Consider the following 22,949-nt stretch of genomic DNA (forward strand, 5'->3'; position numbering starts at 1 on the left):
TCTGTTAGGGATCGGGAGTCGCGGACCGTCGGGTCACCGCGCAGAGACGGCATACGGGGTGAGTGCATTGCAGGTTGGCATCGATATGGGAATTGTGGCCGGCGGCGCTCCGGCCAAGCTCGATATCGAAGAGCTTCTGGCCACCCGCTTGCTTGTGCAGGGTAATTCGGGCTCCGGCAAATCGCATCTCCTGCGGCGGCTGCTGGAGCAGTCTGCTCCCTGGGTACAGCAGGTGGTGATCGATCCGGAAGGCGATTTCGTCACGCTCTCGGATAAGTTTGGCCATGTGGTGGTCGACGGCGAGCGCACCGAAGCGGAACTCGCCGGCATTGCCAACCGCATTCGCCAGCACCGGGTATCCTGTGTGCTGACGCTCGAGGGACTTGATCTCGAAGAGCAGATGCGCGCCGCCTCAGCCTTCCTCAACGGCATGTTCGATGCCGATCGCGAATTCTGGTATCCGGTCCTGGTCGTCGTCGACGAGGCCCAGATGTTTGCGCCTTCGGTCGGCGGCGACGTCTCGGAAGATGCGAGAAAGCTTTCTCTCGGCGCGATGACCAACCTGATGTGCCGCGGCCGTAAGCGCGGTCTGGCGGGCGTGATCGCCACCCAGCGCCTCGCAAAACTTGCCAAGAACGTCGCGGCGGAAGCTTCGAATTTCCTGATGGGGCGCACCTTTCTCGACATCGACATGGCGCGCGCGGCCGATTTGCTCGGCATGGACCGGCGCCAGGCGGAAATGTTCCGCGACCTCCAGCGCGGCAATTTTGTCGCCCTCGGTCCGGCGTTGTCCCGCCGACCGCTGCCGATCGTCATCGGCGCCGTCGAGACGTCTGCCCGGTCTTCGAGCCCGAAACTGATGCCGCTGCCGGATGCGCCGCAGGATGTCGAGGATCTGATCTTCACGCCGGATCCGGAGGAGTTTACCCGGCCTGTCGTTCGCAGGGCGCCGCCGGCACCCCGTCCGACGACGGACATATTGGCCGAGCTTTCCCGCTCCATGCCGGCTGCCTCGCCGGCGCCTCAGGAGCCGCGTGCCACCCAACCGGACTTGTCGCCCGAAGAGCGTGAGGAGCGGCTTGCCGCAGTGCTTTCGGAAATTCTCGACGATCCGCAATCGGGCTATCGGACGGACGCGGTCCTCTATCAGGAATTTCTGGTGCGCGCCCGCATGCGGCGCCTGCCCGGACCGCCGTTGTCGCTCTCCGAATTCCGCCGCCGCGTGGCCGTTGCACGTTCGGGCGTCGATGCCGAAACGGCGGCCGGCGAAGCCTGGCGCACGGCATTGTCGCTATCCGGCGGGGTTTCCGATGATCTTCAGGGGGTTTTCCTGATGATGGCGAAAGCGGCGATCATCAGCGAGCCATGTCCGTCGGACGCCCGTATCGCCCGCGCCTACGGCACCCATTCCGCCCGCCGCGCTCGGCGTCTGCTCGGTTATTTCGAGGAACAGGGCCTGATCGTGGTCCACACTGACTTTTCCGGGAAGCGCGTCGTGGCCTTTCCGGACCTGCAGTCGGAGACCGCTCCCGGCAGCGCCGACGCGCCGGACGAGGGCGAGGCGAGGATAGCGGCCGAATAGCCCGCTAGTGGATGTGGAAGTGCGCTTCCACGGCCGCGGCGATGAAGGCTCTCCGCGCTTCCGTGGGTCCCGATCTCCCGTCAAGGGCGTCGCCGCAGACCTGCTCGGCTCGGCTGTATTGACTGCCGTGATAGGATGGCCAGAAGCGGTCGAGCACGGTCTTTGCCTGACGCACCGTTTTCACCGTGCAGGTGATTCCGGTTTCAGGGTCTTCAAGTCTGATCGGGTTATTCCAGGCCGTGGGGTTCATGACATGATACCTCCTGTGTATATGAGATGGTTTGAATGTATTAAGAATCAATTGGAGCTTGGGAATAGGCTTACCGAAAGGTTACGGCCCCGACGCTGTTGACATTTCCATGACATCCGCCTAAAGACCCCGCCAACGCCGGGTTTCAACGCCCGGTGTTTTTGTTGACATGTCCCGTGGTCTCTCCGATTGCTTTCGTGAGAAACCTGTCAGAGCTCTTAAATCAGGGCTCAGAGGAGGGCGTGTTTCCTTGATCCGGTTTGGCAGCAGACCGGTCTAACTGTTTGAGAAGGAAATGCGATGAGCAAGCGCGCTGCATCCAAATACAAAATCGATCGCCGTATGGGCGAAAACATCTGGGGCCGTCCGAAGTCCCCGGTCAACCGTCGTGAATACGGCCCGGGCCAGCACGGCCAGCGCCGCAAGGGCAAGCTTTCCGACTTCGGCGTGCAGCTGCGCGCCAAGCAGAAGCTGAAGGGCTACTACGGCGACCTGCGCGAAAAGCAGTTCCGTGCCACCTACGACGAAGCCAACCGCCGCAAGGGCGATACCTCGGAGAACCTGATCGGTCTCTTGGAATCGCGCCTCGACGCCATCGTCTACCGCGCCAAGTTCGTTCCGACGGTCTTTGCTGCCCGTCAGTTCGTCAACCACGGCCACGTGACCGTCAACGGCGTGCGCGTCAACATCGGTTCCTACCGCTGCAAGGCTGGCGACGTGATCGAAGTTCGTCAGAAGTCGAAGCAGCTCGTTTCGGTTCTGGAATCGGTTCAGCTCGCTGAACGCGACGTTCCGGACTACATCGAAGCCGACCATAACAAGATGGTTGCAACCTTCGTTCGCATTCCGACGCTGTCCGACGTACCTTATGCGGTCGTCATGGAACCCCAGCTGGTCGTCGAATTCTATTCGCGTTAATCGCAAAGAAATGGCCCCCAAGGGGCCATTTTTGTATCCAAACTCAAGAAAGCCGCCTCATTTCGAGGCGGCTTTTTTCTTTTCGGGCGCTGCGGCTTCGTCGGTCGATGTCGCGGTGGTATCGAGCCGCTGGGCTGTTGCGACGGGCGCTTCCTTCGGCAATTCGCCCATGCGATTCCAGGCATCGAGGCCAGCGATCTTGTAGGCTTCCGCCAGCGTCGGATAGTTGAACGTATTCTCGACGAAATATTCGACGGTGCCCTTGAGATTCAGCACCGCCTGACCGATGTGGACGAGCTCGGTCGCGCCCTCGCCGACGATATGGACGCCCAAGAGCCGGCGTGTCTTCAGCGAGAAGATCAGCTTCAACAAGCCAGTATCCAGGCCCATGATATGGCCGCGCGACGTCTCGCGGAAGCGCGCGATTCCGCATTCATAGGGGATGCCGCGCTCCTTCATCTCCTCTTCGGTGAGGCCGCACGTGGAAATCTCCGGCACGGCATAGATGCCGTATGGGAAGTATTTCTGCGGCTCCTTGGCGATCGCGCCGACGGCAACCCGGGCGGCGACGCGCCCCTGTTCCATCGATGTCGAGGCAAGGCTCGGAAAACCGACGACGTCGCCGGCTGCATAGATGCCCGGAACCGCCGTCTCGAAGGTTTCCGGATTGACCTTCAGGCGGCCGCGGCTGTCGGCTTCTAGGCCGGCTGCGGCCAGCTTCAGCGTGTCGGTCGCCCCGGTGCGTCCGGCGGCATAAAGCACCATGTCGGTGGTAATCTTGCGGCCGGTATCGACCGTCACCAGCACCTTGCCGTCGTCCAGTCGTTCAACCTTGTCGACCTTCTGGCCGAGCAGCAGCTTCATGTTGCGGTCGCGAAGCTGATAGGTGAAATCCTCGACGATCTCCCTGTCGATGAAGTCGAGGATGGTGGATTTCGGGTCGATGACCGTGACGGCAGTATCGAGTGCGCTGAAGATGGTGGCATATTCGATGCCGATGACGCCCGCGCCGATGACGACCATGGAGCGAGGTAGCTCGTCGATTTCCAGGAGTTCATCGCTGTCGACGACCGTCTTGCCGTCGAAGGGGATGCTGTCCGGGCGGAATGGCGTGGTTCCGACGGCGAGCAAGATGCTCTTGCCTCGCACGTGGATCGTCTCGTTGTCTTCCTTGAGCACCTCCAGCGTGTCCGGCGCGGCGAAGCTGGCCTTGCCACGGATGTGCTGGACCCGGTTGCGGGCAAACTGATGTTCGAGCACTTCCACCTCGTGATCGAGGGTGATGAGGAGGCGACGGCGCAGGTCTTCCGCACTGATCTCCTGTTTCACGCGATAGGCGCGCCCATAGAAGCCGCGCTCGCGCCAGCCGGAAAGATTGAGAGCCGTTTCCCGCAGGGTCTTGGAAGGAATTGTGCCGGTATGGACGGAAACACCGCCGACGCGGCGGCCCTGCTCGATGACAAGGACTTTCTTGTCGAGTTTGGCTGCCTGAATCGCGGCGCGACGCCCGGCCGGTCCGCTGCCGACGACGATGAGGTCGTATTCGTTCATGGGTGCTCCGTCTTCGAATCTCTTGAGCTGCCGCGATGCAGCAGCGCTCACGAATCCCTTTGTAGCCATCTATTCTAAAGGTTTGATTGCGACCCGTCCAAGCCTGGATTCCGACCGGAATGCCTATGATTTGTGCATCGCAAAAACTGCTGAAAAAATGTCTTGACGCGGCGGGTTAAATGCCATCCTTTTGAACCAATCATAAATTGGTACGGCAATGGTTCAGCAGAAATCGGAAGTGGCTCAGGATACCTCGAGTTACGCGCTCGATCGGTTGCGGGAGCATCTGGCTGCAGGGGAATTCGGCTCCGAAGGGCGCCTGCCGACCGAGCGGGCGCTGGCCGAGATGCTTGGCATCAGCCGCCGTGCGGTCCGCCGGGCACTGGAAGTGCTGGAAGCGGAAGGGCTGATCTGGCGCCGTCAGGGCTCCGGCACCTTCGTCGGCGAGCGGCCCGATCGGTGGAGCGAGCATGTCGGCGATATCGTCGCTGGTACGGACTTCATGGAGATCATGGAAGTTCGACTGAGGATCGAGCCGCAGCTTGCCCAACTTGCCGCAATGCGCGCCAAGCCGAGCGAGATAGAGCGGATGCGTGATCTCGCGCGGAAGATCATCGAGAGCCACGATGCCGACGCACGCGAACTGTGGGACGGCGCCTTGCACCGGCAGATCGCCCAGAGTGCCGGCAACAGACTTTTCCTGTCGATCTTCGATGTCGTCAACCAGGTTCGCCAGGACGAGGCCTGGCAGGCAATCCGGGAACGCGCCCGTTCGAGCGGCAACACGGTCAACATCTCCTTCGCCCAGCATGACGGAATTATCGACGCCATCGCGGCGCGTGATCCCGTGCGGGCAGGCGAAGCGATGCGCCAGCACCTCTTGATGCTTCAGGAGCGGCTCGTCCGGGCGACCTCGATGGAGGGGCACTCGCTCGGACAGGCAAGTTGATTTTTCCGCCGACGTAAGGCGGCCAGCAACGAGAAGCCGGCGGATAAGCCGGACGATTGCAAACAGGAACAGAGAAAAAAGAGAGGAATAATTTGCGATGAAACCAATGACAAAGATGACGGCAGCGTTGCTGGCCGGCGCGCTTTTCGCCTTTCCGGCGCTTTCCGCCGAGCTGCGCATCGGCCTGCAGGACGATGCCGACGTTCTCGATCCGGCCCAGTCCCGCACCTTCGTTGGCCGTATTGTCTACACGGCCATGTGTGACAAGCTGGTCGACGTATCGCCGGATCTGAAAATTGTTCCGCAGCTTGCGACCGAATGGAAATGGTCCGCCGATGGCAAGGAGCTGTCGATGAAGCTCCGCGACGGTGTGAAGTTCCACGACGGTACCGCGATGGACGCCGCCGCGGTCGTGGCCACGATCGAACGCAACATGACCTTGCCGGAATCGCGCCGCAAGAGCGAACTCAGCTCCGTCGCCAAGGTCGAAGCCGCAGGCCCGCTGGAGGTGAAGTTTACGCTGAAGGCGCCGGACGTCACGTTGCTTGCCCAGCTCTCCGACCGTGCCGGCATGATCGTATCGCCAAAGGCGGCCAAGGAACTTGGGGCGAATTTCGGCTCCAAGCCTGTCTGCGCCGGTCCGTTCAAGTTCGTCGAGCGGGTCCAGCAGGACCGTATCGTGCTGGAAAAATTTGCCGATTACTGGGACAAGGACAAGGTCTTCGTCGACAAGGTCACCTACCTGCCGATCCCCGATACGACCGTCCGTCTCGCAAATCTTCAGTCAGGCGATCTCGACATGATCGAGCGGCTGGCGCCGACCGATGTCGCCGCAGTCAAGGGAGCCTCGGGCTTCAAGGTCGATTCCGTCGTCAACATCGGCTACATGGCGCTTTACGCAAACATCGCCAACGGCCCGCGCGCCGACAACCCTTTCGGCAAGGACAAGCGCCTGCGCCAGGCTTTCTCGCTGGCGATCGACCGCGACGCGCTGAACCAGATCGTCTATGAAGGTACCGCGGTCGGCGGCAATCAGCCGTTCCCGCCGAACAGCCCATGGTACAACAAGGCATTGCCGGTTCCTGCCCGCGATGTCGAGAAGGCCAAGGCTCTGATCAAGGAAGCGGGCTTCGAGCGGGTACCGATCGAGATGCAGATTCCGAACAATCCGGTAGCCGCGCAGATGATGCAGATCGTCCAGTCGATGGTGGCGGAGGCCGGTTTCGACGTCAGCCTGAAATCGACCGAATTTGCGACCCTGCTGGATGAGCAGACCCGCGGCAACTATCAGCTCAGCCGTTCCGACTGGTCCGGCCGTGTCGATCCCGACGGCAATATCCATCAGTTCATCACCTGCAAGGGCGGCATCAACGACACCAAGTACTGCAATGCGGACGTCGACAAGCTGCTCAACGAAGCCCGCGCTTCGACGGAGGATGCGGTCCGCAAGCAGAAATACGACGCTGCGGCCAAGATCCTGAATGACGAGCTGCCGGTCATCTATCTCGGCCATCAGTCCTGGATCTGGGCCTACAAGAACAGCGTCACCGGTTTCGCTGCGAGCCCCGACGGCATGATCCGTCTCGTGGGCGTGAAGAAGAGCTGATCCGCTTGCGCCGCGCGGAAGCTTTCCGCGCGGCACCTTTTCAACGCACCTTTGGAAACATGAGGGGCGGCGCCATGCCTGTTTATATCGGAAAGCGTCTTCTCGTCGCGATCCCGACCCTGCTGATCATCTCCATCTTCGTCTTTTCGCTGCAGAAGCTTCTTCCCGGTGACCCGATCCTGACCATGGCGGGCGAGGAGCGCGATCCGGCGGTGATTGAGTTCCTGCGCGAGAAATACCGGCTGAACGATCCGGTGATCGTGCAATATTTCTACTGGCTCGGCGGCATTCTGAGCGGCGATTTCGGCATTTCGCTGCGCACCAACCAGCCGGTTCTCGAGCTTATCCTGCAGAAGCTGCCGGTGACGATCCAGCTCGCGCTGATGGCGATGTTCTTCGCCTTCGTAATTGGCATTCCGATCGGCATCCTGGCAGCCGTCAAGAAGAACACGACCATCGATTACGTCGCCAACATCGTGGCGCTCTCGGGTCTCTCGATCCCGAATTTCTGGCTCGGCATCATGCTGATCCTGCTGATTTCGGTACAATTGGGCTGGCTCCCGGCTTCCGGATACGAATCGATCTTCGTTGATCCGGTGCGGTCGCTTCAGACCATGGTCATGCCCGCCTTCGTGCTCGGCAACGCGTTGGCGGCGACGCTGATGCGGCATACGCGTTCGGCGATGGTGGGCGTGATGAGCGCCGACTATATACGCACCGCGCGGGCAAAGGGCCTGTCGCCGCGGGAGGTGGTGCTGAGCCACAGTTTCCGCAACGCGCTGCTGCCGGTCGTGACGCTGTCGGCACTGCTTTTCGGCGAACTGCTGGCAGGCGCCGTCCTGACGGAGCAGATCTTCACCATTCCCGGTTTCGGTAAGCTGATCGTCGATGCCGTCTTCAACAGGGACTATGCGGTGGTGCAGGGCGTCGTTCTGTGCACCGCCGTCGGCTTCATTCTGATGAATCTCATTGCCGACGTGCTTTATGTCCTGCTCAATCCGCGCTTGAGGGCGACGCTATGACGACGATCGATCAAGCCCCGCCGGTCCTGGCGGCCAAGCGCGAACATAGCCGCGCCTGGCGGAAGATGAAGAAAAATAAGAGCGCGCTCGTCGGCGCCGTGATCATCCTTTTCTTCACCACCCTTGCCGTAACCGCCCCAATCCTGCCGATCATCGATCCGCTGGCGACGAGCTGGTCGGCGATCCGCAAGGCACCGTCTGCCATGTACTGGCTCGGTACCGACGACCTTGGCCGCGATATCCTCTCACGCATGATCTGGGGTGCGCAGGCTTCCCTGATGGCGGGCGTCTTTTCGGTGGCGATTTCGGTCTGCATCGGCGTGCCCTTCGGGCTCGTCGCCGGCTATTTCGGTGGCTGGGTGGACATGGTGATCTCGCGCGTCACCGAGGCGTTGCTCGCCATGCCCTTCCTGATCATGGCGATCGCGCTAGCCGCCTTCCTCGGCCCGAGCCTGATGAACGCCATGATCGCGATCGGGCTGTCCGCCATGCCGATTTTCGTGCGGTTGACGCGCGGACAGGTATTAGCGGTAAAGACCGAGGACTACGTGGAAGGCGCTCGTGCGGTCGGTCTGAACCACCTGGAAATCATGCTCCGTTACATCCTGCCGAACGTCCTGGCCCCCATCATCGTGCAGGCGACGTTGACGATTGCTACGGCGATCATCGCCGAGGCGAGCCTTTCCTTCCTTGGCCTCGGCCAGCAGCCGCCAGCCCCTTCGTGGGGCTCGATGCTGAACGTCGCCAAGAATTTCCTGAACCAGGCTCCCTGGATGGCCATGTGGCCGGGTGCCGCGATCTTCCTCGTCGTCATCGGCTTCAATCTGCTGGGCGACGGCCTGCGTGACGCGCTGGATCCGCGCGAAGCCTAATCTAGAAGGATTTCCGAAATGACTGAATTCACCACCAGACCCGAAATCCTCGGCACGTTCGGGGTCGTCACCTCCACCCACTGGATCGCGTCGGCGGTCGGCATGGCGATCCTCGAAAAGGGCGGCAATGCCTTCGACGCGGCGGTCGCGACCGGCTTCGTACTGCAGATCGTCGAACCGCATCTCTGCGGTCCGGGCGGTGACATGCCGGCTGTCTTCTACTCGAAGAAGAAGGACAAGGTCGAAGTCATCTGCGCCCAGGGACCGGCGCCCGCCGGTGCGACGATCGAACACTATGCATCCGAGGGCCTGAAGCTGATCCCGGGTGACGGTCTGCTCGCGACCGTCATTCCCGGTGCCTTTGACGGCTGGATGCTGATGCTGCGCGACTACGGTACGATGAGCGTCCGTGATGTCCTGGAGCCGGCGATCTATTACGCCGAGCAAGGTCATCCGGTGCTTGCCCGAGTATCCGCCACCATCAAGGGGCTTGCAAGCTTCTTCGAGAAGGAATGGCCGACCTCCTATGCCACGTGGCTGCCGGGCGGCGCAGCACCCGAACCGCAGAGCAACTTCAAGAACCCGGCACTTGCCGATACCTGGAAGCGCGTCATCGCAGAGGCTGAAGCGAAGACGGGCCGCGACAACCAGATCGAGGCGGCGCGCGATTCCTTCTACCGCGGCTTCGTGGCCGAGGCGATCGATGCTTACGTCCGCACGGCGGAGGTGATGGATGCGAGCGGTGCGCGTCACAAGGGCGTTCTGACGGCGGATGACATGGCGAACTGGCGCGCGACCATCGAGGCGCCGCAGACCTACGACTACCACGACTGGACCGTTGCCAAGACGCCGGCCTGGGGGCAGGGGCCGGTCCTCCTGCAGTCGCTGGCGCTGCTGAAAGGTCTCGATCTCACATCGATGGACCCCGCAGGTCCCGACTTCGTGCATGTGGTCGTCGAAGCGATGAAGCTCGCCTATGCCGACCGAGAAGTCTATTACGGCGACCCGGAATTTGCGCAAATTCCGACGGAATACCTGCTCTCGGAAAGCTATAACGCCGAGCGTCGCAAGCTGATCGGTGAGAAGGCTTCGCTGGAACTGCGGCCTGGCCGTGTGCCGGGTTACGACCGGCAGTTCGATCTCACCATGGCGATGCTGGGTGAGGTAAGCGGCAAGGGTGCAGTCTATGAGCCGACCATGTCGCACCTGACCGAGAAGCGCGGCGACACGGTGCATATCGACGTCATCGACCGCTGGGGCAACATGGTCTCGACCACGCCGTCGGGCGGCTGGCTGCAGTCGTCGCCGATCGTGCCCGGCCTCGGTTTTGCGTTGAACTCGCGCGCCCAGATGTTCTGGCTCAAGGAAGGCTTGCCAACCTCGCTCGCACCGGGCAAACGTCCTCGCACCACGCTGACCCCGTCACTGGCGCTGCATCACGGGCGGCCGACGCTGGTCTTCGGCACGCCGGGCGGCGATCAGCAGGACCAATGGCAGCTGCCGTTTTTCCTGCGTTACGTCCACCACAAGCCGAACCTGCAGGCAGCAATCGACATGCCGCTTTTCCACACGACGCATTTCCCGGGGTCCTTCTATCCGCGCACCAGCCAGCCGGGCAACATCATGGTGGAAAGCAATGTCGGTGCTGACGTCCTCGACGAGTTGCGCCGCCGCGGCCACCAGGTCACCGTTGCCGATCCCTGGAGCGTCGGCCGCCTGACAGCAGCGCGCCGCGACGCGGACGGCCTCATGCGGGCAGCGGCTACGCCGCGCCTCATGCAGGCTTATGCGGTGGGGAGATAGGCCAATGACCTGGTCGATCGTCGCGCGTGATCCGCAAACCGGTCACTTGGGAATAGCCGTTGCCAGCCGCTTCTTCGCGGTCGGCTGCGCCGTGCCGCATATCAAGGGCAGGGTGGGTGCGGTCGCGACCCAGGCCTTCGTCAGTCCGCTTTATGGCACAGACGGGTTGAAGTTGCTCGAAGAGGGCAAATCGCCGGAGGAAATCATAGAGACGCTGACTGCGCGTGACGACGGCCGCAGGCAGCGCCAGTTCCACCTGATCGGTGCCAGCGGCCGCAATGCCGCCTATACCGGCGAGATCTGCGTCGATTGGGCCGGCCATCTGGTGGAGGATAACGTTTCGGTTGCCGGCAACATGCTGGCCGGGCCACTGGTGATCGCCGAGACGCTGCGGGTCTACAAGGAAAAGGCGGACGAAGCTGCGCCGCTTGCCGAACGCCTGCTCGCCGCCATGGATGCGGGGGAAGCCGCCGGCGGCGACAAGCGTGGCAAGCAGTCCGCCGCCATGGTCATCTACCGCGACCAGGACTATGCCTGGCTGCGCATCCATGCGGACGATCATTCCGATCCGCTCATGGAACTCCGCAGGCTTTATGCGGTGGCGCAGGAACGGTTCCTGCATGTCGCCGAAACCATGCCGACCCGCGAAAATCCCCACGGCATGATCGACCGGCGCATCATCGATCAGAGGATCGCGGAGTTCGAAGCCGCCCGTGAGGTGGAAGGCCGTCCATCCGCCTCCTTTGCAACACCCTTGAAGCCCCAATGAGGGATTCCGTCATGAGCGAAGCACCTGTCCTTTCGGTCAAGAATCTCAACACCTCCTTCCTGGTCGATGGCGAGTGGAAGAACGTCGTGCGTGACGTCTCCTTCGACGTGTATCCCGGCGAGACGGTCGCCATCGTCGGCGAGAGCGGCTCCGGCAAGAGCGTCACATCGCTGTCGATCATGCGCCTGCTGGCCGCCAATACCAGCCGCATCGAAGGCAGGATCATGCTTTCCGGCAGAGATCTTCTGTCGATCTCGGAAAAGGAGATGCGCGGCGTGCGCGGCAACGCCGCCGCGATGATCTTCCAGGAGCCGATGACCTCGCTCAACCCGATCTTCACCATCGGACGGCAGATCTCTGAAGTGCTGACCCGCCACAAGGGATTGTCGAAATCGCAGGCGCGCGCCGAAACCGTGCGACTTCTCGAAAAGGTCCGCATCCCCAATGCTGGCGCACGCTTCGATGACTACCCGCATCAGTTTTCCGGCGGCATGCGTCAGCGCGTCATGATCGCCATGGCTTTGGCGTCGAAGCCGAAGCTGTTGATCGCCGACGAACCGACCACGGCGCTCGACGTCACCATCCAGGGACAGATCCTCGATCTCATCAAGGTGCTGCAGGAAGAGGAGGGTATGTCGGTCCTCTTCGTGACCCATGACATGGGTGTGGTGGCCGAGATCGCCGATCGCACCATCGTCATGTATCGTGGCGAGGCGGTCGAAAGCGGCCCGACGGAAGAGATTTTTCATCGCGGCAAGCACCCCTATACGCGCGCCCTGCTATCCGCCGTACCTCGGCTCGGTTCGATGCAGGACCGCAAGTGGCCGACACGGTTTCCGGTCGTCGATATAAAGACGGGCGAGGTGGCCGAATCGCTAGAAGTTACCGGCACGGTCGCCACGGGCCGGATGCCGGTTCTTGCGGTAAAGAACCTCGTGACGCGCTTCCCTGTCCGTTCCGGGCTGTTTGCCCGCCAGACAGGCGCGGTCCATGCCGTCGAGAACATTTCCTTCGATCTTTTCCAGGGAGAGACTTTATCCCTGGTCGGTGAATCCGGCTGCGGCAAGTCGACCACCGGCCGTTCGATCATGCGGCTGATCGAGCCGACCGGCGGCGACGTGGCGCTCGACGGTTACGATGTGCTGCGGCTCGACAATGTCGGGCTTCGCGACATGCGCAAGACGATCCAGATGATCTTCCAGGATCCCTTCTCCTCGCTCAACCCGCGCATGACCGTGGGCGCCGCGATCTCCGAGCCTTTCGTCAAGCACAAGCTCGGCACGATGAAGGAGGCGAAGGAAAAGACCGCCGATCTCTTGCGCAAGGTCGGCTTGTCGCCGGATATGGCGGGCCGCTATCCCCACGAGTTCTCGGGCGGCCAGCGACAGCGCATCGCGATCGCCAGGGCGCTTTCGCTCGATCCCAAGGTGATCGTCGCCGACGAAAGCGTTTCAGCGCTCGACGTGTCGATCAAGGCGCAGGTCTGCAACCTGCTCCTCGACCTACAGCAGAGCCTGAATCTGGCCTTCCTGTTCATCAGCCATGACATGGCTGTGGTGGAGCGCGTGAGCCATCGGGTGGCGGTGATGTATCTCGGCGAAATCGTCGAGATTGGTCCGCGTGCCGCGGTCTTCGACAACCCTCAGCATCCGTACACGAAAAAGCTGATGGCGGCGGTGCCGGTGCCCGATCCTTCGCGCCGTGGTCTCCGGCGAGGAATTTCAAACGACGAACTGAAGAGCCCGGTCAGGTCGATCGGTTATCAGCCGCCGAAAAGGCAATACCGCGAGGTTTCCGATGGGCATCTCGTGCAGGTTGCCTGACGACTGCAAAGCTAGATCAGCCTGAGGCCCTTCAGGCTGACATGTCCGTCCTTGCCGATGATGATGTGGTCATGCACCGTGATCCCGAGTGGTTTTGCGGTATCGATGATCGTTTTCGTCATGTCGATATCGGCGCGCGACGGCGTCGGGTCGCCGCTTGGATGGTTGTGAACCAGGATGATTGCGGTGGCGGAAAGCTCCAGCGCGCGCCGCACCACCTCACGCGGATAGACCGGCGTATGATCGACCGTCCCGTGGCCCTGCACTTCGTCCGCTATCAGGGCATTGCGCTTGTCGAGGAACAGAATGCGGAACTGCTCGCGAGATTCGTAGGCCATCGCAGCGTGGCAATAATCGATGACCGATGACCAGGAGGAAAGCACCTGCTTGCCGCGCAATTCGCTTTTCAGCATACGCTGGCCGACGGTAGCGACGAGTTTCAGGTCGAGCGCTACCGCTTCGCCGACGCCTTTGACCTCCTGCAGCAGCGCAGCCGGGGCGCCGAAGACGCCTGCGAGCGTGCCGAAGCGGTCGATCAGTGCCTTGGCGATCGGCTTGGTATCGCGGCGCGGGATCAGCCGGAAAAGCAGCAGTTCGAGGATCTCGTAGTCGGCCAGCGCCGTGTCGCCGTGATCCCGGTATTTTGTTCTGAGCCGCTCGCGGTGGCCATGATAGTGGGCAGCCGGCTCTTCTTTCGTGACGGCCTGGGATTTCTTGAGCGCCTTGGGATTGGAAAGCTGCTCGGCAAAGAAGCCGCGCTCGTCTTCAAGAAGGGACGCCTGATCGTCCGGAGGAGCCGAGCGGTTTGCCATGACTACCTCGATAGCGGCGGCAGGCCCGGTCGGTCCACCCCTCCGGGCGACAGGGTGAATATCTCGCAGCCTGTCGCCGTGACGCCGACGGCATGTTCGTATTGCGCCGACAGCGACCGGTCTCGGGTAACGGCCGTCCAGCCGTCGGAAAGCACCTTCACATGCGGTTTGCCGAGGTTGATCATCGGCTCGATGGTGAAGATCATCCCTTCCTTCATTTCAGGACCTTCGTCAGCGCGTCCATAGTGTAAGATATTCGGCGAGTCGTGGAAGAGCCGACCAACGCCGTGGCCGCAGAAATCGCGCACTACCGAGCAGCGCTCCGCTTCGGCATAGGTCTGGATGGCTTCGCCAATGGCACCGGTGCGGGAGCCGGGGCGGACGGCGGCGATACCGCGCAGCAGGCATTCGTAGGTGACTTCCAGCAGGCGTTCTGCGGCGCGTTTGACCTGCCCGACCGGATACATGCGGCTCGAATCCCCGTGCCAGCCGTCAAGGATATAGGTGACGTCGATATTGACGATATCGCCTTCCCTGAGCGGCTTGTCATCAGGCATGCCGTGGCAGACGACATGGTTGATCGAGGTGCAGACGGAATATTTATAGCCTCGGTAGTTCAAGGTCGCCGGAAGCGCGCCGTGATCCAGGCCGAATTCGAAGACGAATCGGTCGATCGCTTGGGTGGTGACGCCGGGTTGGACGATCGCCGCAAGCTCGTCCAGGCAGCGCGCCGTGAGCAGGCAGGCCTTGCGCATGCCGGCAAAGTCTTCCGGCGAGTAGAGCCGGATCGCGCCCGTATTCTTCAAAGGGGCGGAAACCGCCTCGATGTAGTTGACCATTGTTCTTCTCTCGCAATTTCTCCGTTCATAAAGCAGCCGCACCCGGTTCGTCTATCGGAACCAGCCCCACCGGCACGATTTCTTCAGGCGAAACCCTGCATCGGAGGGCATAGGCCTCGACGCCCCGGGCTTTGGCGCGTTCGAAGGCAAGCGCATAAAGCGGGTCGAGATCCGAGCAGATGCGGAAACGCGAGCAGTCGTTTCGCTGTATCAGGTAGATCATCACCGCCCGGTGACCGGCTTCCGCCATGTTGCCAAGCTCTTCGAGATGTTTGGCGCCGCGTTGCGTGACGGTATCCGGAAACTCGGCCAGTCCGGCGACGCGACTGAAATGAACGTTCTTTACCTCGACATAGGCATTCGGAAGGCCGGCCCCCGAAAGCAGAAAATCGATGCGCGAGTTTCGCCCGTAGCGCTGTTCGCGCTGGATCGTCTCATACGGCAAAAGGCTCGGCACCAGCCCGCCACGGATCGCCTCCTCGGCGAGCCGGTTCGGCAGCCCGGTATTGATGCCGACCATTTCGCCCTTCACGTCGATCATCTCGAACATGTGGCGGTATTTGCGCGTCGGGCTGTCGTGAAGAGAGACCCAGATCGTCGAACCGGGCGTTGTCAGCCCCCGCATCGATCCGGTATTCGGGCAGGAGCCGGTAAATGCTGCGCCGTCTTCGGAGATCGCGTCGAAGAGGAAGCGCTTGTAGCGCTGCGACAGCGTGGCGGGAACAAGCGGCGGATCGAAACGCATCGGCAGGATGGTTCAGACGCGTGCGAGTACATAGGTGCCGGGAGCGTCGGCGATGGCGTTCAGTGCAGAACCGCCCGGCTTGCGTGCCGGAACGCGTTCGTCATCCTTCGCCTCGATCCATGCGTGCCAGTGCGGCCACCAGGAGCCCTTGTTTTCCTCAGCCTTGGTGACCCAGTCCTCGAAACTTCCCTTTGTCTTGCCGCCGGTCCAGTACTGGTATTTCTGCTTGTCCGGCGGGTTGACGACGCCGGCGATATGACCGGAACCGCTCAGCACGAAATCCACGGGACCTCCGAACAGAGACGACCCCAGAAAAACCGATTTCGGTGGCGCGATATGATCCTCGCGGGTCGCCAAGTTATAAACCGGAATCTTGACGTCCTTCATCGAGATCACCTTGCCGCCAAGTGTCATCTCGCCCTTGCTGAGGGTGTTGTTCAGGTAGCAGTTTCGCAGATAGTAGGCGTGATTGGCGGCCGCCATGCGGGTGGAATCGGAATTCCAGTAGAGCAGGTCGAACGGCGCCGGTTCCTGGCCTTTGAGGTAATTGTTGACGACATAGGGCCAGATGAGTTCCGAGGCGCGCAGCATGTTGAAGGCGCTCGCCATCCTGGAGCCCTCGAGATAGCCGTCGGCCTTCATCTGCTTTTCGATCGCCGTAAGCTGCTCCTCGTCGACGAAGACTTTCAGGTCGCCCGCGTGCGTGAAGTCCACCTGGGTAGTCAGGAAGGTCGCGGATGCGATCCGGCGGTTCTTCTCCGTGGCGTGATAGGCAAGCGTCGCCGCGAGCAGGGTACCGCCGACGCAGTAGCCGATCGCATTGACCTGGCGTTCACCGGTGGCCTTCTCGACCGTTTCCAGCGCGAAATCGATGCCTTCGCGCATGTAGGATTCCCAGTCTTTCGTGGCATGCCGCTCGTCCGGATTGACCCAGGAGATCACGAAAACCGTGTGCCCTTGCTCGACGCACCACTTGATGAAGCTCTTCTGCGGATTGAGGTCGAGGATATAGAACTTGTTGATCCACGGCGGGCAGATGAGCAGCGGCCGTTTCAGCACCGTGTCGGTCGTCGCCTCGTATTGAATGACCTCGCAGACCTCGCTCTGGGCGATCACCTTGCCGGGGGTGAGCGCAAGATTGCGGCCGATTGCAAATTGGGTGGTATCGGTGTGGCGCAGGCGCAGTTCCCCACCGCCGGCCGCGATGTCTTCGGCAAGCATCTTCATGCCAGCGACCAGATTGGCGCCGCTGGTTGCAACGGTCTCCCGGTAGACTTCCGGATTGGTGAGGGCGAAATTGACCGGGGAAAGCGCAGCCGTGATCTGCTTCACATAGAAAGCGGCCTTGTGTTTGGTGAGGTCGTCGAGCCCGCCCGCCTCGTTGACCAGCTTTTCCGCCCAGGACGCGGTGAGGAGATAGACTTGCCGAAGGAAAGCGAAAAAGGGGTTTTTGACCCAGTCCGGATCGGAGAAGCGCTTGTCTTTCGGCAGCGTCTCCGGCTCCATCGGCTGACCTGAAAACTGGCCCAAGGTCCGCATCCAGATGCCCATGTAACTGGAGAAGAGGAGTGTCTGGGCCTCCAGCGTCCGCTTTGGGTCCGAGATCCAGTATTCGATCACCTTGGAGAGCGTCTTCACAAGGTCGGTCATCGGGTCGGCGACCGAATCGACGATCTGCCCGCGTTCACGCGGCGCGAGCCATTCGGAAGCCGCCTTGCCGAGATTTTCCAGCGCCCGGGCAAAGTTCATCGCCAGCGCCTGCGGATCCTTGACCATGTAGGCTTCGACAGATTTGGGGTCGAAACCCGCAAAATCGTGTCTGTTCTCGGCCTTGTCCTCGGTCTTCTCCCCCACGTGCGGCCTCCCACTGGTTGTCGTTTGTTTTCGTTTGTACATTGTGCCTGAAAGCGAATACAAGTGCCAGCGATCGCTGCTATCGGGCGGATGTTGCCGGCGCGGAAACTGGGTTAGGGAAATGGAAAAACTGAGGCATCGGGTTATAGGCTTACCGCTTTTTCTAGGTCTTGGCGCGTTGCCTTTCGTGCTTGCCGGCTGCAACAGCAGCAGCTTTGCTCTTGATGACGGCATTCCGAACACCCCGCCGCCGGCCGTGATCGCACAGTCGAAGGCGTCGCCGCCGCCCGGTCCGCTCGCCAGGAGGAATACCGGCACCTATCCGACATTCGACCCGACTCTGACGGCCGCGGCCGAGCAGATCGAGGATGAGGAATACCAGAAGGCCGAGCCTCGGCTGGCAGCCCTTGCCCGCGCCCGCAAGGCAGGCGCGATTTCCGAGACGGAGTATCAGCGGCGCGTTGCCGAATATCGAAAGCTCGCTGCCGAACATGGCAACGACGCGCTGGCCGATATCGCCAAATAGCGCTTGCGTTTCGGGCCGTTTGGCCGCAAAGCACAAATCGCCTAAGATGCGCCATGAAGCAGGATAAAGACGCCTGTTTCGCATCTACCTTGGGGAGACAAATGGAAGAGTTTCATAAAGTCCGGCGCCTGCCGCCATACGTTTTCGAACAGGTCAACCGTTTGAAAGCGAGCGCGCGAGCGGGCGGGGCGGACATTATCGATCTCGGCATGGGCAACCCCGATCTCCCGACGCCGAAAGCGATCGTCGACAAGCTCTGCGAAGTGGTCCAGGACCCGCGCACCCATCGGTACTCGTCGTCCAAGGGGATTCCCGGTCTGCGTCGGGCGCAGGCTGCCTATTATGCTCGCCGTTTCGGCGTGAAGCTGAACCCCGATACGCAGGTCGTGGCGACACTCGGCTCGAAGGAAGGCTTTGCCAACATGGCGCAGGCGATCACCGCGCCAGGCGACGTCATTCTTTGCCCGAACCCGACCTATCCCATCCATGCCTTCGGCTTCCTGATGGCCGGCGGCGTGATCCGCTCGATGTCGGTGGAACCGGACGAGACCTTTTTCCCGCCGCTCGAACGTGCCGTGCGGCATTCGATTCCGAAGCCGCTGGCGCTGATCCTCAATTATCCGTCCAATCCCACGGCGCATGTCGCTTCCCTGGACTTCTACAAGGATGTGATCAGCTTTGCGAAGAAGCACGACATCATCGTGCTCTCGGATCTCGCCTATTCGGAAATCTATTTCGAAGGTGAACCGCCGCCGTCCGTCCTTCAGGTCCCGGGCGCGATCGACATCGCCGTCGAATTCACCTCAATGTCTAAGACCTTTTCCATGCCGGGCTGGCGCATGGGCTTTGCGGTCGGCAACGAGCGCCTGATCGCGGCCCTGACGCGCGTGAAGTCCTATCTCGACTACGGTGCGTTTACGCCGATCCAGGTGGCTGCGACCCATGCGTTGAACGGCGACGGTTCCGATATTGCGGAGGTCCGTAATATCTACAAGCGTCGCCGCGACGTCATGGTCGATAGCTTCGGCAAGGCCGGTTTCGAAGTGCCGCCGCCGGCGGCGACCATGTTTGCCTGGGCGAAGATCCCGGAAAAATTCCGTCATCTCGGCTCGCTGGAGTTTTCGAAGCTTCTTGTCGAAAAGGCGGACGTGGCCGTGGCGCCGGGCGTCGGTTTCGGCGAGCAGGGTGACGATTACGTCCGTCTGGCGCTCGTCGAGAACGAGCACCGCATTCGGCAGGCGGCTCGCAGCATCAAGAAATTCCTTTCGACGGCCGACGACACGATGCACAACGTGATTTCGCTCAACACGCGCCGCTGATCCAATTGAATTTTCAGTGGCCCGCAGGGGCCACTTTTTCCCAAGCAGTCAGGAAGAAAAGCCATGGCAGATGCCCTTAAAGTCGGCATTGCGGGCCTCGGCACCGTGGGTGCCTCGCTCGTTCGGATCATCCAGAACCGTGCGAACGAACTCGCCGTCACGTGCGGCCGTGCAATCGAGGTCACGGCGGTAACGGCCCGCGACAAGTCACGCGATCGCGGCATCGACATCTCGGATATCGCCTGGTTCGACACGCCGGAAATGCTGGCCGCCGAAGCGGATATCGACGTCTTTGTAGAACTGATAGGCGGTGCGCAAGGTGCTGCCGCAAATTCGGTTCGTACCGCGCTGGAGCGAGGTCTCCATGTGGTGACGGCCAACAAGGCGCTTTTGGCTGCCTCCGGCGTCGATCTTGCAGCGATTGCCGAGGAAAAGAGCGTTCTCCTGAATTTCGAGGCAGCCGTCGCCGGCGGCATCCCGGTTATCAAGGCGCTTCGCGAGTCCTTGACGGGCAATACCGTATCGCGCGTCTACGGCATCATGAACGGCACTTGCAACTACATCCTGACCAGGATGGAGAAGGAGGGGCTTTCCTTTGCCGATTGCCTGAAGGAGGCGCAGCGGCTCGGTTATGCCGAAGCCGATCCGTCCTTCGACATCGAGGGCAACGATACCGCTCATAAGCTCGCTATCCTGACGACGCTTGCCTTTGGGACCCGGATCGCCGCCGACGAGATCTATCTGGAAGGTATCACCAATATTTCCATCGAGGACATTCATGCCGCGGCCGATCTCGGTTACCGCATCAAGCTGCTGGGTGTCGCCCAGAAGACCGATAGCGGCATCGAGCAGCGGGTGCATCCGACCATGGTCCCGCATGACACTGTCATTGCCCAGGTGGACGGTGTGACCAACGCGGTGGCGATCGAGTCCGATATTCTCGGGGAACTGCTCATGGTCGGCCCCGGCGCCGGCGGCGACGCAACGGCCTCTGCGGTGCTCGGCGACATTGCCGATATCGCCAAAAGCCAGCCGGGCGCCCAGCGGGTACCGGTTCTCGGCACGCCGGCGGCTGCGTTGGCACCTTACCGCCGTGCTCAGATGCGCAGCCACGAAGGCGGCTATTTCATCCGCCTGACAGTTGCGGATCGTACGGGCGTCTTTGCAAGCATTGCGGCACGCATGGCGGAAAACAACATTTCGCTCGAATCGATCATGCAGCGCGCCAAGCCGGACGTGTCCGACGACACGTCCAAGACCATTATCCTCGTCACGCACGCGACTACCGAAGATTCGGTCCGCAAGGCGGTCGATGCGATCAAGGCAGAGAGCTATCTGGCTGGCGAACCGCAGGTGATTCGCATCGAACGGCCAAAAGCGTTCTAAGCGGCGGTCTCGCAAGGGGATATCCCTGGCCTTGTAAGGTCGAGGGGCCGCAGAACCCGTTCAGAATCGTTATAAAACGGCTAGTCATGACGATTTCATGACTAGCCCTGCTTGCTTGGCCATCGTAGATTGAGAGTGCAATCACCATCGGGAGGAGGCGCTTGCGTGGTCACTATCGGCAAGGAAAATAAGTCTTATCGACTGCAGTTCGGGGGGATGCGCGACGGGTCCATGGGGTCGCGTAGCCTGCATCTGATGCATGCCAACGATCAGGACAACGGTGATGATTTCGAAGGGCGGAGAAACTGGTCCTTCATGCTGGTCCTGTTTGCCGCTTTCATGGGGCTGACCACTTCGGCCGCTCTCTGGTCTCTGTTCTGAAGAGCGCCGACGCCGTCAGCATGAACAGCAATCCGCTGGCGGTTCTCGCAAATCGATTCCGATTTCGGTTGGAATGCGGTAGAAGCGGCCAATGACCAGATTTATCTCCGCGCTTTCCTCGGCGGCGGAAACGGTTGATCCCGTGCCGCGCGCATTCCTTGGTGTCGAACGCTCCGCAGGCGATCAGCGCTGGATGTCGCGTCTCGATCAGGCAGCTCAAAACCGCGCCCTCGCCATCGCCCAGATTCACGGCATTCCCGACCTCGTCGCCCGCGTACTCGCCGGGCGTGGCGTTTCCCTCGACGATGCGCCGGCCTTCCTGGATCCGACGATTCGCTCGCTGATGCCCGAACCCTACACGCTGACCGATTGCGAAAAGGCCGTAGGCCGTATCGCCGAGGCGATCGCGAAGCGCCAGAAGGTCGCGATTTTTGGCGACTACGACGTCGACGGCGCGGCGTCCTCTGCGCTGCTTTACCGCTTTCTGCAGCATTTCGGCGTCGAGGCCGAGATCTATATTCCCGATCGGATTTTTGAGGGCTATGGACCGAACCCTGCTGCGATCCGCCAACTCATCGCCAATGGCGCGGGGCTGATCGTCACCGTCGATTGCGGTTCCACCAGTTTCGACGCGCTGGCGGCTGCGCGCGAAGAGGGCTGCGATGTGGTGGTCATCGATCATCACCAGCTCGGCCACGAGTTGCCGCCCTGTCTGGCGCTCGTCAATCCCAATCGCGAGGACGACCTGTCCGGCCAGGGGCATCTCTGCGCCGCCGGCGTGGTCTTCATGGTCCTTGTGGCCGCGGCTCGGCATTTGCGCCAGCTCGGCGATTCGCGCGCCAAGTCGCTTGACCTGCTCGGCTGGCTGGACATCGTGGCGCTCGCCACCGTCTGCGACGTGGTGCCGCTCAAGGGGCTCAACCGCGCCTATGTGGTCAAGGGGCTGATTGCCGCCAGGCATATGGACAATGCAGGGCTTGCCGCGCTTTTTCGCAAGGCGGGGCTCGGCGGGCCGGTGACGCCCTATCATTTCGGCTTCCTGATCGGCCCGCGCATCAACGCCGGCGGCCGCATCGGCGATGCAGCGTTGGGAAGCCGGCTTCTGACGCTGGCCGATTCGATCGAGGCGGAAGAGATCGCCGGCAGGCTGGATGAGCTGAACCGCGAGCGGCAGGCCATGGAAGCGGCGATGCTGGCCGAGGCGGAGGCGGAGGTGTTAGCGGAATACGGAACGGGCGAGGGCGCCTGCGTCATCGTTACCGCGCGTGAGCACTGGCATCCCGGGATTGTCGGCCTGATCGCCGCGCGGCTGAAGGAAAAGTTCAAGCGGCCGGCCTTCGCGATAGCCTTTGATCCGTCCGGCAAGGGTACCGGTTCCGGCCGCTCGATCAACGGCTTCGACATGGGCCGGATGGTACGGGCCGCCGTGGAGGCCGGGCTCCTGGTCAAAGGTGGCGGTCACGCCATGGCCGCAGGCCTGACGGTCGAGCGGGCCAATCTCGGCCGCCTGCGGGCCTTCTTCGAGGAAACGGCCGGTGAAGCCGTTCCGTCGCTGGTCGCCAATCACGTGCTGAAGATCGACGGGGCCTTGTCTGCGTCAGGCGCGACGCTGGAGCTCTTCGACCTGCTCGAACAGGCCGGCCCCTATGGATCCGGCCATCCCCAGCCGATCTTCGCGATCCCTGCGCATAGACTGAAAGACGCACGTCTCGTCGGCACGGCGCATATCAAGGTGACGCTGGAAGCGGCAGACGGCACGCGCCTGGAGGGGATCGCCTTCCGCGCGGCCGAGACGCCGCTCGGCAATATGCTTCTGAGTTCCCGCGGATCGCAGATACACGCCGCCGGCTGCCTCAGTGCGGACCACTGGCAGGGCAATCGTCGAATCCAGCTTCGCCTGCTCGATGCAGTACGCTCTGCCTGAAATCGTTTCTTTGGGATC

Annotated in this window: 20 protein-coding genes; 14 read left to right on the forward strand and 6 right to left on the reverse strand. The window is 61.7% G+C overall.

The window, feature by feature from the left end; genetic code table 11:
- Positions 1 to 67: 67 nt before the first annotated feature.
- Positions 68 to 1,582, forward strand: a complete 1,515-nt coding sequence (locus C5L13_RS18640) for an ATP-binding protein (RefSeq protein ID WP_105384760.1) — start codon at positions 68 to 70, stop codon at positions 1,580 to 1,582.
- A 4-nt stretch (positions 1,583 to 1,586) separates the two neighbouring features.
- On the opposite strand, the gene C5L13_RS18645 is transcribed toward C5L13_RS18640, so the two are convergent.
- The gene (locus C5L13_RS18645) at positions 1,587 to 1,832 is read right to left on the reverse strand and encodes a DUF982 domain-containing protein (protein ID WP_105384761.1); all 246 of its coding nucleotides are present in this window, start codon (positions 1,830 to 1,832) and stop codon (positions 1,587 to 1,589) included.
- A 300-nt stretch (positions 1,833 to 2,132) separates the two neighbouring features.
- Between C5L13_RS18645 and rpsD the strand changes: the two genes are divergently transcribed.
- Positions 2,133 to 2,750 carry a 30S ribosomal protein S4 gene (rpsD, locus tag C5L13_RS18650; protein ID WP_105384762.1) on the forward strand — a complete coding sequence of 206 codons (618 nt, stop codon included), beginning with the start codon at positions 2,133 to 2,135 and terminating at the stop codon, positions 2,748 to 2,750.
- A gap of 57 nt (positions 2,751 to 2,807) precedes the next feature.
- Here the strand turns inward: rpsD and sthA are convergent, their stop codons facing one another.
- Positions 2,808 to 4,301, reverse strand: a complete 1,494-nt coding sequence (gene sthA, locus C5L13_RS18655) for a Si-specific NAD(P)(+) transhydrogenase (RefSeq protein WP_105384763.1) — start codon at positions 4,299 to 4,301, stop codon at positions 2,808 to 2,810.
- Positions 4,302 to 4,518: 217 nt separating this feature from the next.
- Between sthA and C5L13_RS18660 the strand changes: the two genes are divergently transcribed.
- From C5L13_RS18660 to C5L13_RS18690, 7 genes are all read left to right on the forward strand, one after another.
- Positions 4,519 to 5,250, forward strand: a complete 732-nt coding sequence (locus C5L13_RS18660; protein ID WP_105384764.1) for a FadR/GntR family transcriptional regulator — start codon at positions 4,519 to 4,521, stop codon at positions 5,248 to 5,250.
- Positions 5,251 to 5,356: 106 nt separating this feature from the next.
- Positions 5,357 to 6,856, forward strand: a complete 1,500-nt coding sequence (locus tag C5L13_RS18665; RefSeq protein WP_407070448.1) for an ABC transporter substrate-binding protein — start codon at positions 5,357 to 5,359, stop codon at positions 6,854 to 6,856.
- Between the two features lie 74 nt (positions 6,857 to 6,930).
- Entirely contained in the window at positions 6,931 to 7,878 is a 948-nt protein-coding gene (locus C5L13_RS18670; RefSeq protein ID WP_105384815.1) for an ABC transporter permease, read from the forward strand.
- A complete protein-coding gene (locus tag C5L13_RS18675; RefSeq protein WP_105384766.1) occupies positions 7,875 to 8,750 on the forward strand; it encodes an ABC transporter permease in 876 nt (291 codons plus the stop codon). The genes C5L13_RS18670 and C5L13_RS18675 overlap by 4 nt, the downstream gene beginning before the upstream one ends.
- A gap of 18 nt (positions 8,751 to 8,768) precedes the next feature.
- Positions 8,769 to 10,553, forward strand: coding sequence for a gamma-glutamyltransferase family protein (locus tag C5L13_RS18680; RefSeq protein WP_105384767.1), 1,785 nt, complete (start codon positions 8,769 to 8,771; stop codon positions 10,551 to 10,553).
- Between the two features lie 4 nt (positions 10,554 to 10,557).
- On the forward strand, positions 10,558 to 11,322 hold the full coding sequence (locus C5L13_RS18685) for a DUF1028 domain-containing protein (RefSeq protein WP_105384768.1): 765 nt from the start codon (positions 10,558 to 10,560) through the stop codon (positions 11,320 to 11,322).
- Between the two features lie 11 nt (positions 11,323 to 11,333).
- A complete protein-coding gene (locus C5L13_RS18690; protein WP_105384816.1) occupies positions 11,334 to 13,145 on the forward strand; it encodes an ABC transporter ATP-binding protein in 1,812 nt (603 codons plus the stop codon).
- Positions 13,146 to 13,156: 11 nt separating this feature from the next.
- Here the strand turns inward: C5L13_RS18690 and radC are convergent, their stop codons facing one another.
- Genes radC through C5L13_RS18710 form a run of 4 tightly spaced genes read right to left on the reverse strand, consistent with a single transcriptional unit; the run spans position 13,157 to position 17,437 of the window.
- On the reverse strand, positions 13,157 to 13,957 hold the full coding sequence (radC, locus tag C5L13_RS18695; RefSeq protein ID WP_105384769.1) for a RadC family protein: 801 nt from the start codon (positions 13,955 to 13,957) through the stop codon (positions 13,157 to 13,159).
- Between the two features lie 2 nt (positions 13,958 to 13,959).
- Positions 13,960 to 14,796, reverse strand: coding sequence for a type I methionyl aminopeptidase (gene map, locus C5L13_RS18700; RefSeq protein WP_105384770.1), 837 nt, complete (start codon positions 14,794 to 14,796; stop codon positions 13,960 to 13,962).
- A 25-nt stretch (positions 14,797 to 14,821) separates the two neighbouring features.
- The gene (sfsA, locus tag C5L13_RS18705; RefSeq protein ID WP_105384771.1) at positions 14,822 to 15,541 is read right to left on the reverse strand and encodes a DNA/RNA nuclease SfsA; all 720 of its coding nucleotides are present in this window, start codon (positions 15,539 to 15,541) and stop codon (positions 14,822 to 14,824) included.
- Positions 15,542 to 15,553: 12 nt separating this feature from the next.
- Positions 15,554 to 17,437 (reverse strand): PHA/PHB synthase family protein, encoded by a 1,884-nt coding sequence (locus tag C5L13_RS18710; RefSeq protein ID WP_105384772.1) that lies wholly within the window; start codon positions 17,435 to 17,437, stop codon positions 15,554 to 15,556.
- A gap of 79 nt (positions 17,438 to 17,516) precedes the next feature.
- Here C5L13_RS18710 and C5L13_RS18715 point away from each other — a divergent pair, with 79 nt between their 5' ends.
- The 5 genes from C5L13_RS18715 to recJ all read left to right on the forward strand — a co-directional run bounded on the left by C5L13_RS18715 (position 17,517) and on the right by recJ (position 22,931).
- Positions 17,517 to 17,921: a hypothetical protein gene (locus C5L13_RS18715; RefSeq protein ID WP_105384773.1), complete on the forward strand. Its 405-nt coding sequence runs from the start codon at positions 17,517 to 17,519 to the stop codon at positions 17,919 to 17,921.
- 101 nt (positions 17,922 to 18,022) lie between these two features.
- Positions 18,023 to 19,240, forward strand: coding sequence for an LL-diaminopimelate aminotransferase (locus tag C5L13_RS18720; protein WP_105384774.1), 1,218 nt, complete (start codon positions 18,023 to 18,025; stop codon positions 19,238 to 19,240).
- Between the two features lie 63 nt (positions 19,241 to 19,303).
- On the forward strand, positions 19,304 to 20,626 hold the full coding sequence (locus C5L13_RS18725; RefSeq protein ID WP_105384775.1) for a homoserine dehydrogenase: 1,323 nt from the start codon (positions 19,304 to 19,306) through the stop codon (positions 20,624 to 20,626).
- Positions 20,627 to 20,791: 165 nt separating this feature from the next.
- Positions 20,792 to 21,007: a hypothetical protein gene (locus C5L13_RS28785; RefSeq protein WP_158693477.1), complete on the forward strand. Its 216-nt coding sequence runs from the start codon at positions 20,792 to 20,794 to the stop codon at positions 21,005 to 21,007.
- A gap of 91 nt (positions 21,008 to 21,098) precedes the next feature.
- Positions 21,099 to 22,931: a single-stranded-DNA-specific exonuclease RecJ gene (gene recJ / locus C5L13_RS18730; protein ID WP_105384776.1), complete on the forward strand. Its 1,833-nt coding sequence runs from the start codon at positions 21,099 to 21,101 to the stop codon at positions 22,929 to 22,931.
- Positions 22,932 to 22,949: the final 18 nt, after the last annotated feature.

Source organism: Neorhizobium alkalisoli (assembly GCF_002968635.1).
GTDB lineage: Bacteria > Pseudomonadota > Alphaproteobacteria > Rhizobiales > Rhizobiaceae > Neorhizobium > Neorhizobium alkalisoli.

What these genes read in the sequence shown, in the direction of transcription:
- C5L13_RS18675 (WP_105384766.1), top strand. Translation starts at nt 7,875, where the DNA reads ATGACGACGATCGATCAAGCCCCGCCGGTCCTGGCGGCCAAGCGCGAA.
- C5L13_RS18715 (WP_105384773.1), top strand. Translation starts at nt 17,517, where the DNA reads ATGGAAAAACTGAGGCATCGGGTTATAGGCTTACCGCTTTTTCTAGGT.
- C5L13_RS18660 (WP_105384764.1), top strand. Translation starts at nt 4,519, where the DNA reads ATGGTTCAGCAGAAATCGGAAGTGGCTCAGGATACCTCGAGTTACGCG.
- sthA (WP_105384763.1), bottom strand. Translation starts at nt 4,301, where the DNA reads ATGAACGAATACGACCTCATCGTCGTCGGCAGCGGACCGGCCGGGCGT.
- C5L13_RS18710 (WP_105384772.1), bottom strand. Translation starts at nt 17,437, where the DNA reads ATGTACAAACGAAAACAAACGACAACCAGTGGGAGGCCGCACGTGGGG.
- sfsA (WP_105384771.1), bottom strand. Translation starts at nt 15,541, where the DNA reads ATGCGTTTCGATCCGCCGCTTGTTCCCGCCACGCTGTCGCAGCGCTAC.
- radC (WP_105384769.1), bottom strand. Translation starts at nt 13,957, where the DNA reads ATGGCAAACCGCTCGGCTCCTCCGGACGATCAGGCGTCCCTTCTTGAA.
- C5L13_RS18725 (WP_105384775.1), top strand. Translation starts at nt 19,304, where the DNA reads ATGGCAGATGCCCTTAAAGTCGGCATTGCGGGCCTCGGCACCGTGGGT.
- C5L13_RS18680 (WP_105384767.1), top strand. Translation starts at nt 8,769, where the DNA reads ATGACTGAATTCACCACCAGACCCGAAATCCTCGGCACGTTCGGGGTC.
- C5L13_RS18685 (WP_105384768.1), top strand. Translation starts at nt 10,558, where the DNA reads ATGACCTGGTCGATCGTCGCGCGTGATCCGCAAACCGGTCACTTGGGA.
- C5L13_RS18665 (WP_407070448.1), top strand. Translation starts at nt 5,357, where the DNA reads ATGACAAAGATGACGGCAGCGTTGCTGGCCGGCGCGCTTTTCGCCTTT.
- rpsD (WP_105384762.1), top strand. Translation starts at nt 2,133, where the DNA reads ATGAGCAAGCGCGCTGCATCCAAATACAAAATCGATCGCCGTATGGGC.
- C5L13_RS18645 (WP_105384761.1), bottom strand. Translation starts at nt 1,832, where the DNA reads ATGAACCCCACGGCCTGGAATAACCCGATCAGACTTGAAGACCCTGAA.
- recJ (WP_105384776.1), top strand. Translation starts at nt 21,099, where the DNA reads ATGACCAGATTTATCTCCGCGCTTTCCTCGGCGGCGGAAACGGTTGAT.
- C5L13_RS18670 (WP_105384815.1), top strand. Translation starts at nt 6,931, where the DNA reads ATGCCTGTTTATATCGGAAAGCGTCTTCTCGTCGCGATCCCGACCCTG.
- C5L13_RS18720 (WP_105384774.1), top strand. Translation starts at nt 18,023, where the DNA reads ATGGAAGAGTTTCATAAAGTCCGGCGCCTGCCGCCATACGTTTTCGAA.
- map (WP_105384770.1), bottom strand. Translation starts at nt 14,796, where the DNA reads ATGGTCAACTACATCGAGGCGGTTTCCGCCCCTTTGAAGAATACGGGC.
- C5L13_RS18690 (WP_105384816.1), top strand. Translation starts at nt 11,334, where the DNA reads ATGAGCGAAGCACCTGTCCTTTCGGTCAAGAATCTCAACACCTCCTTC.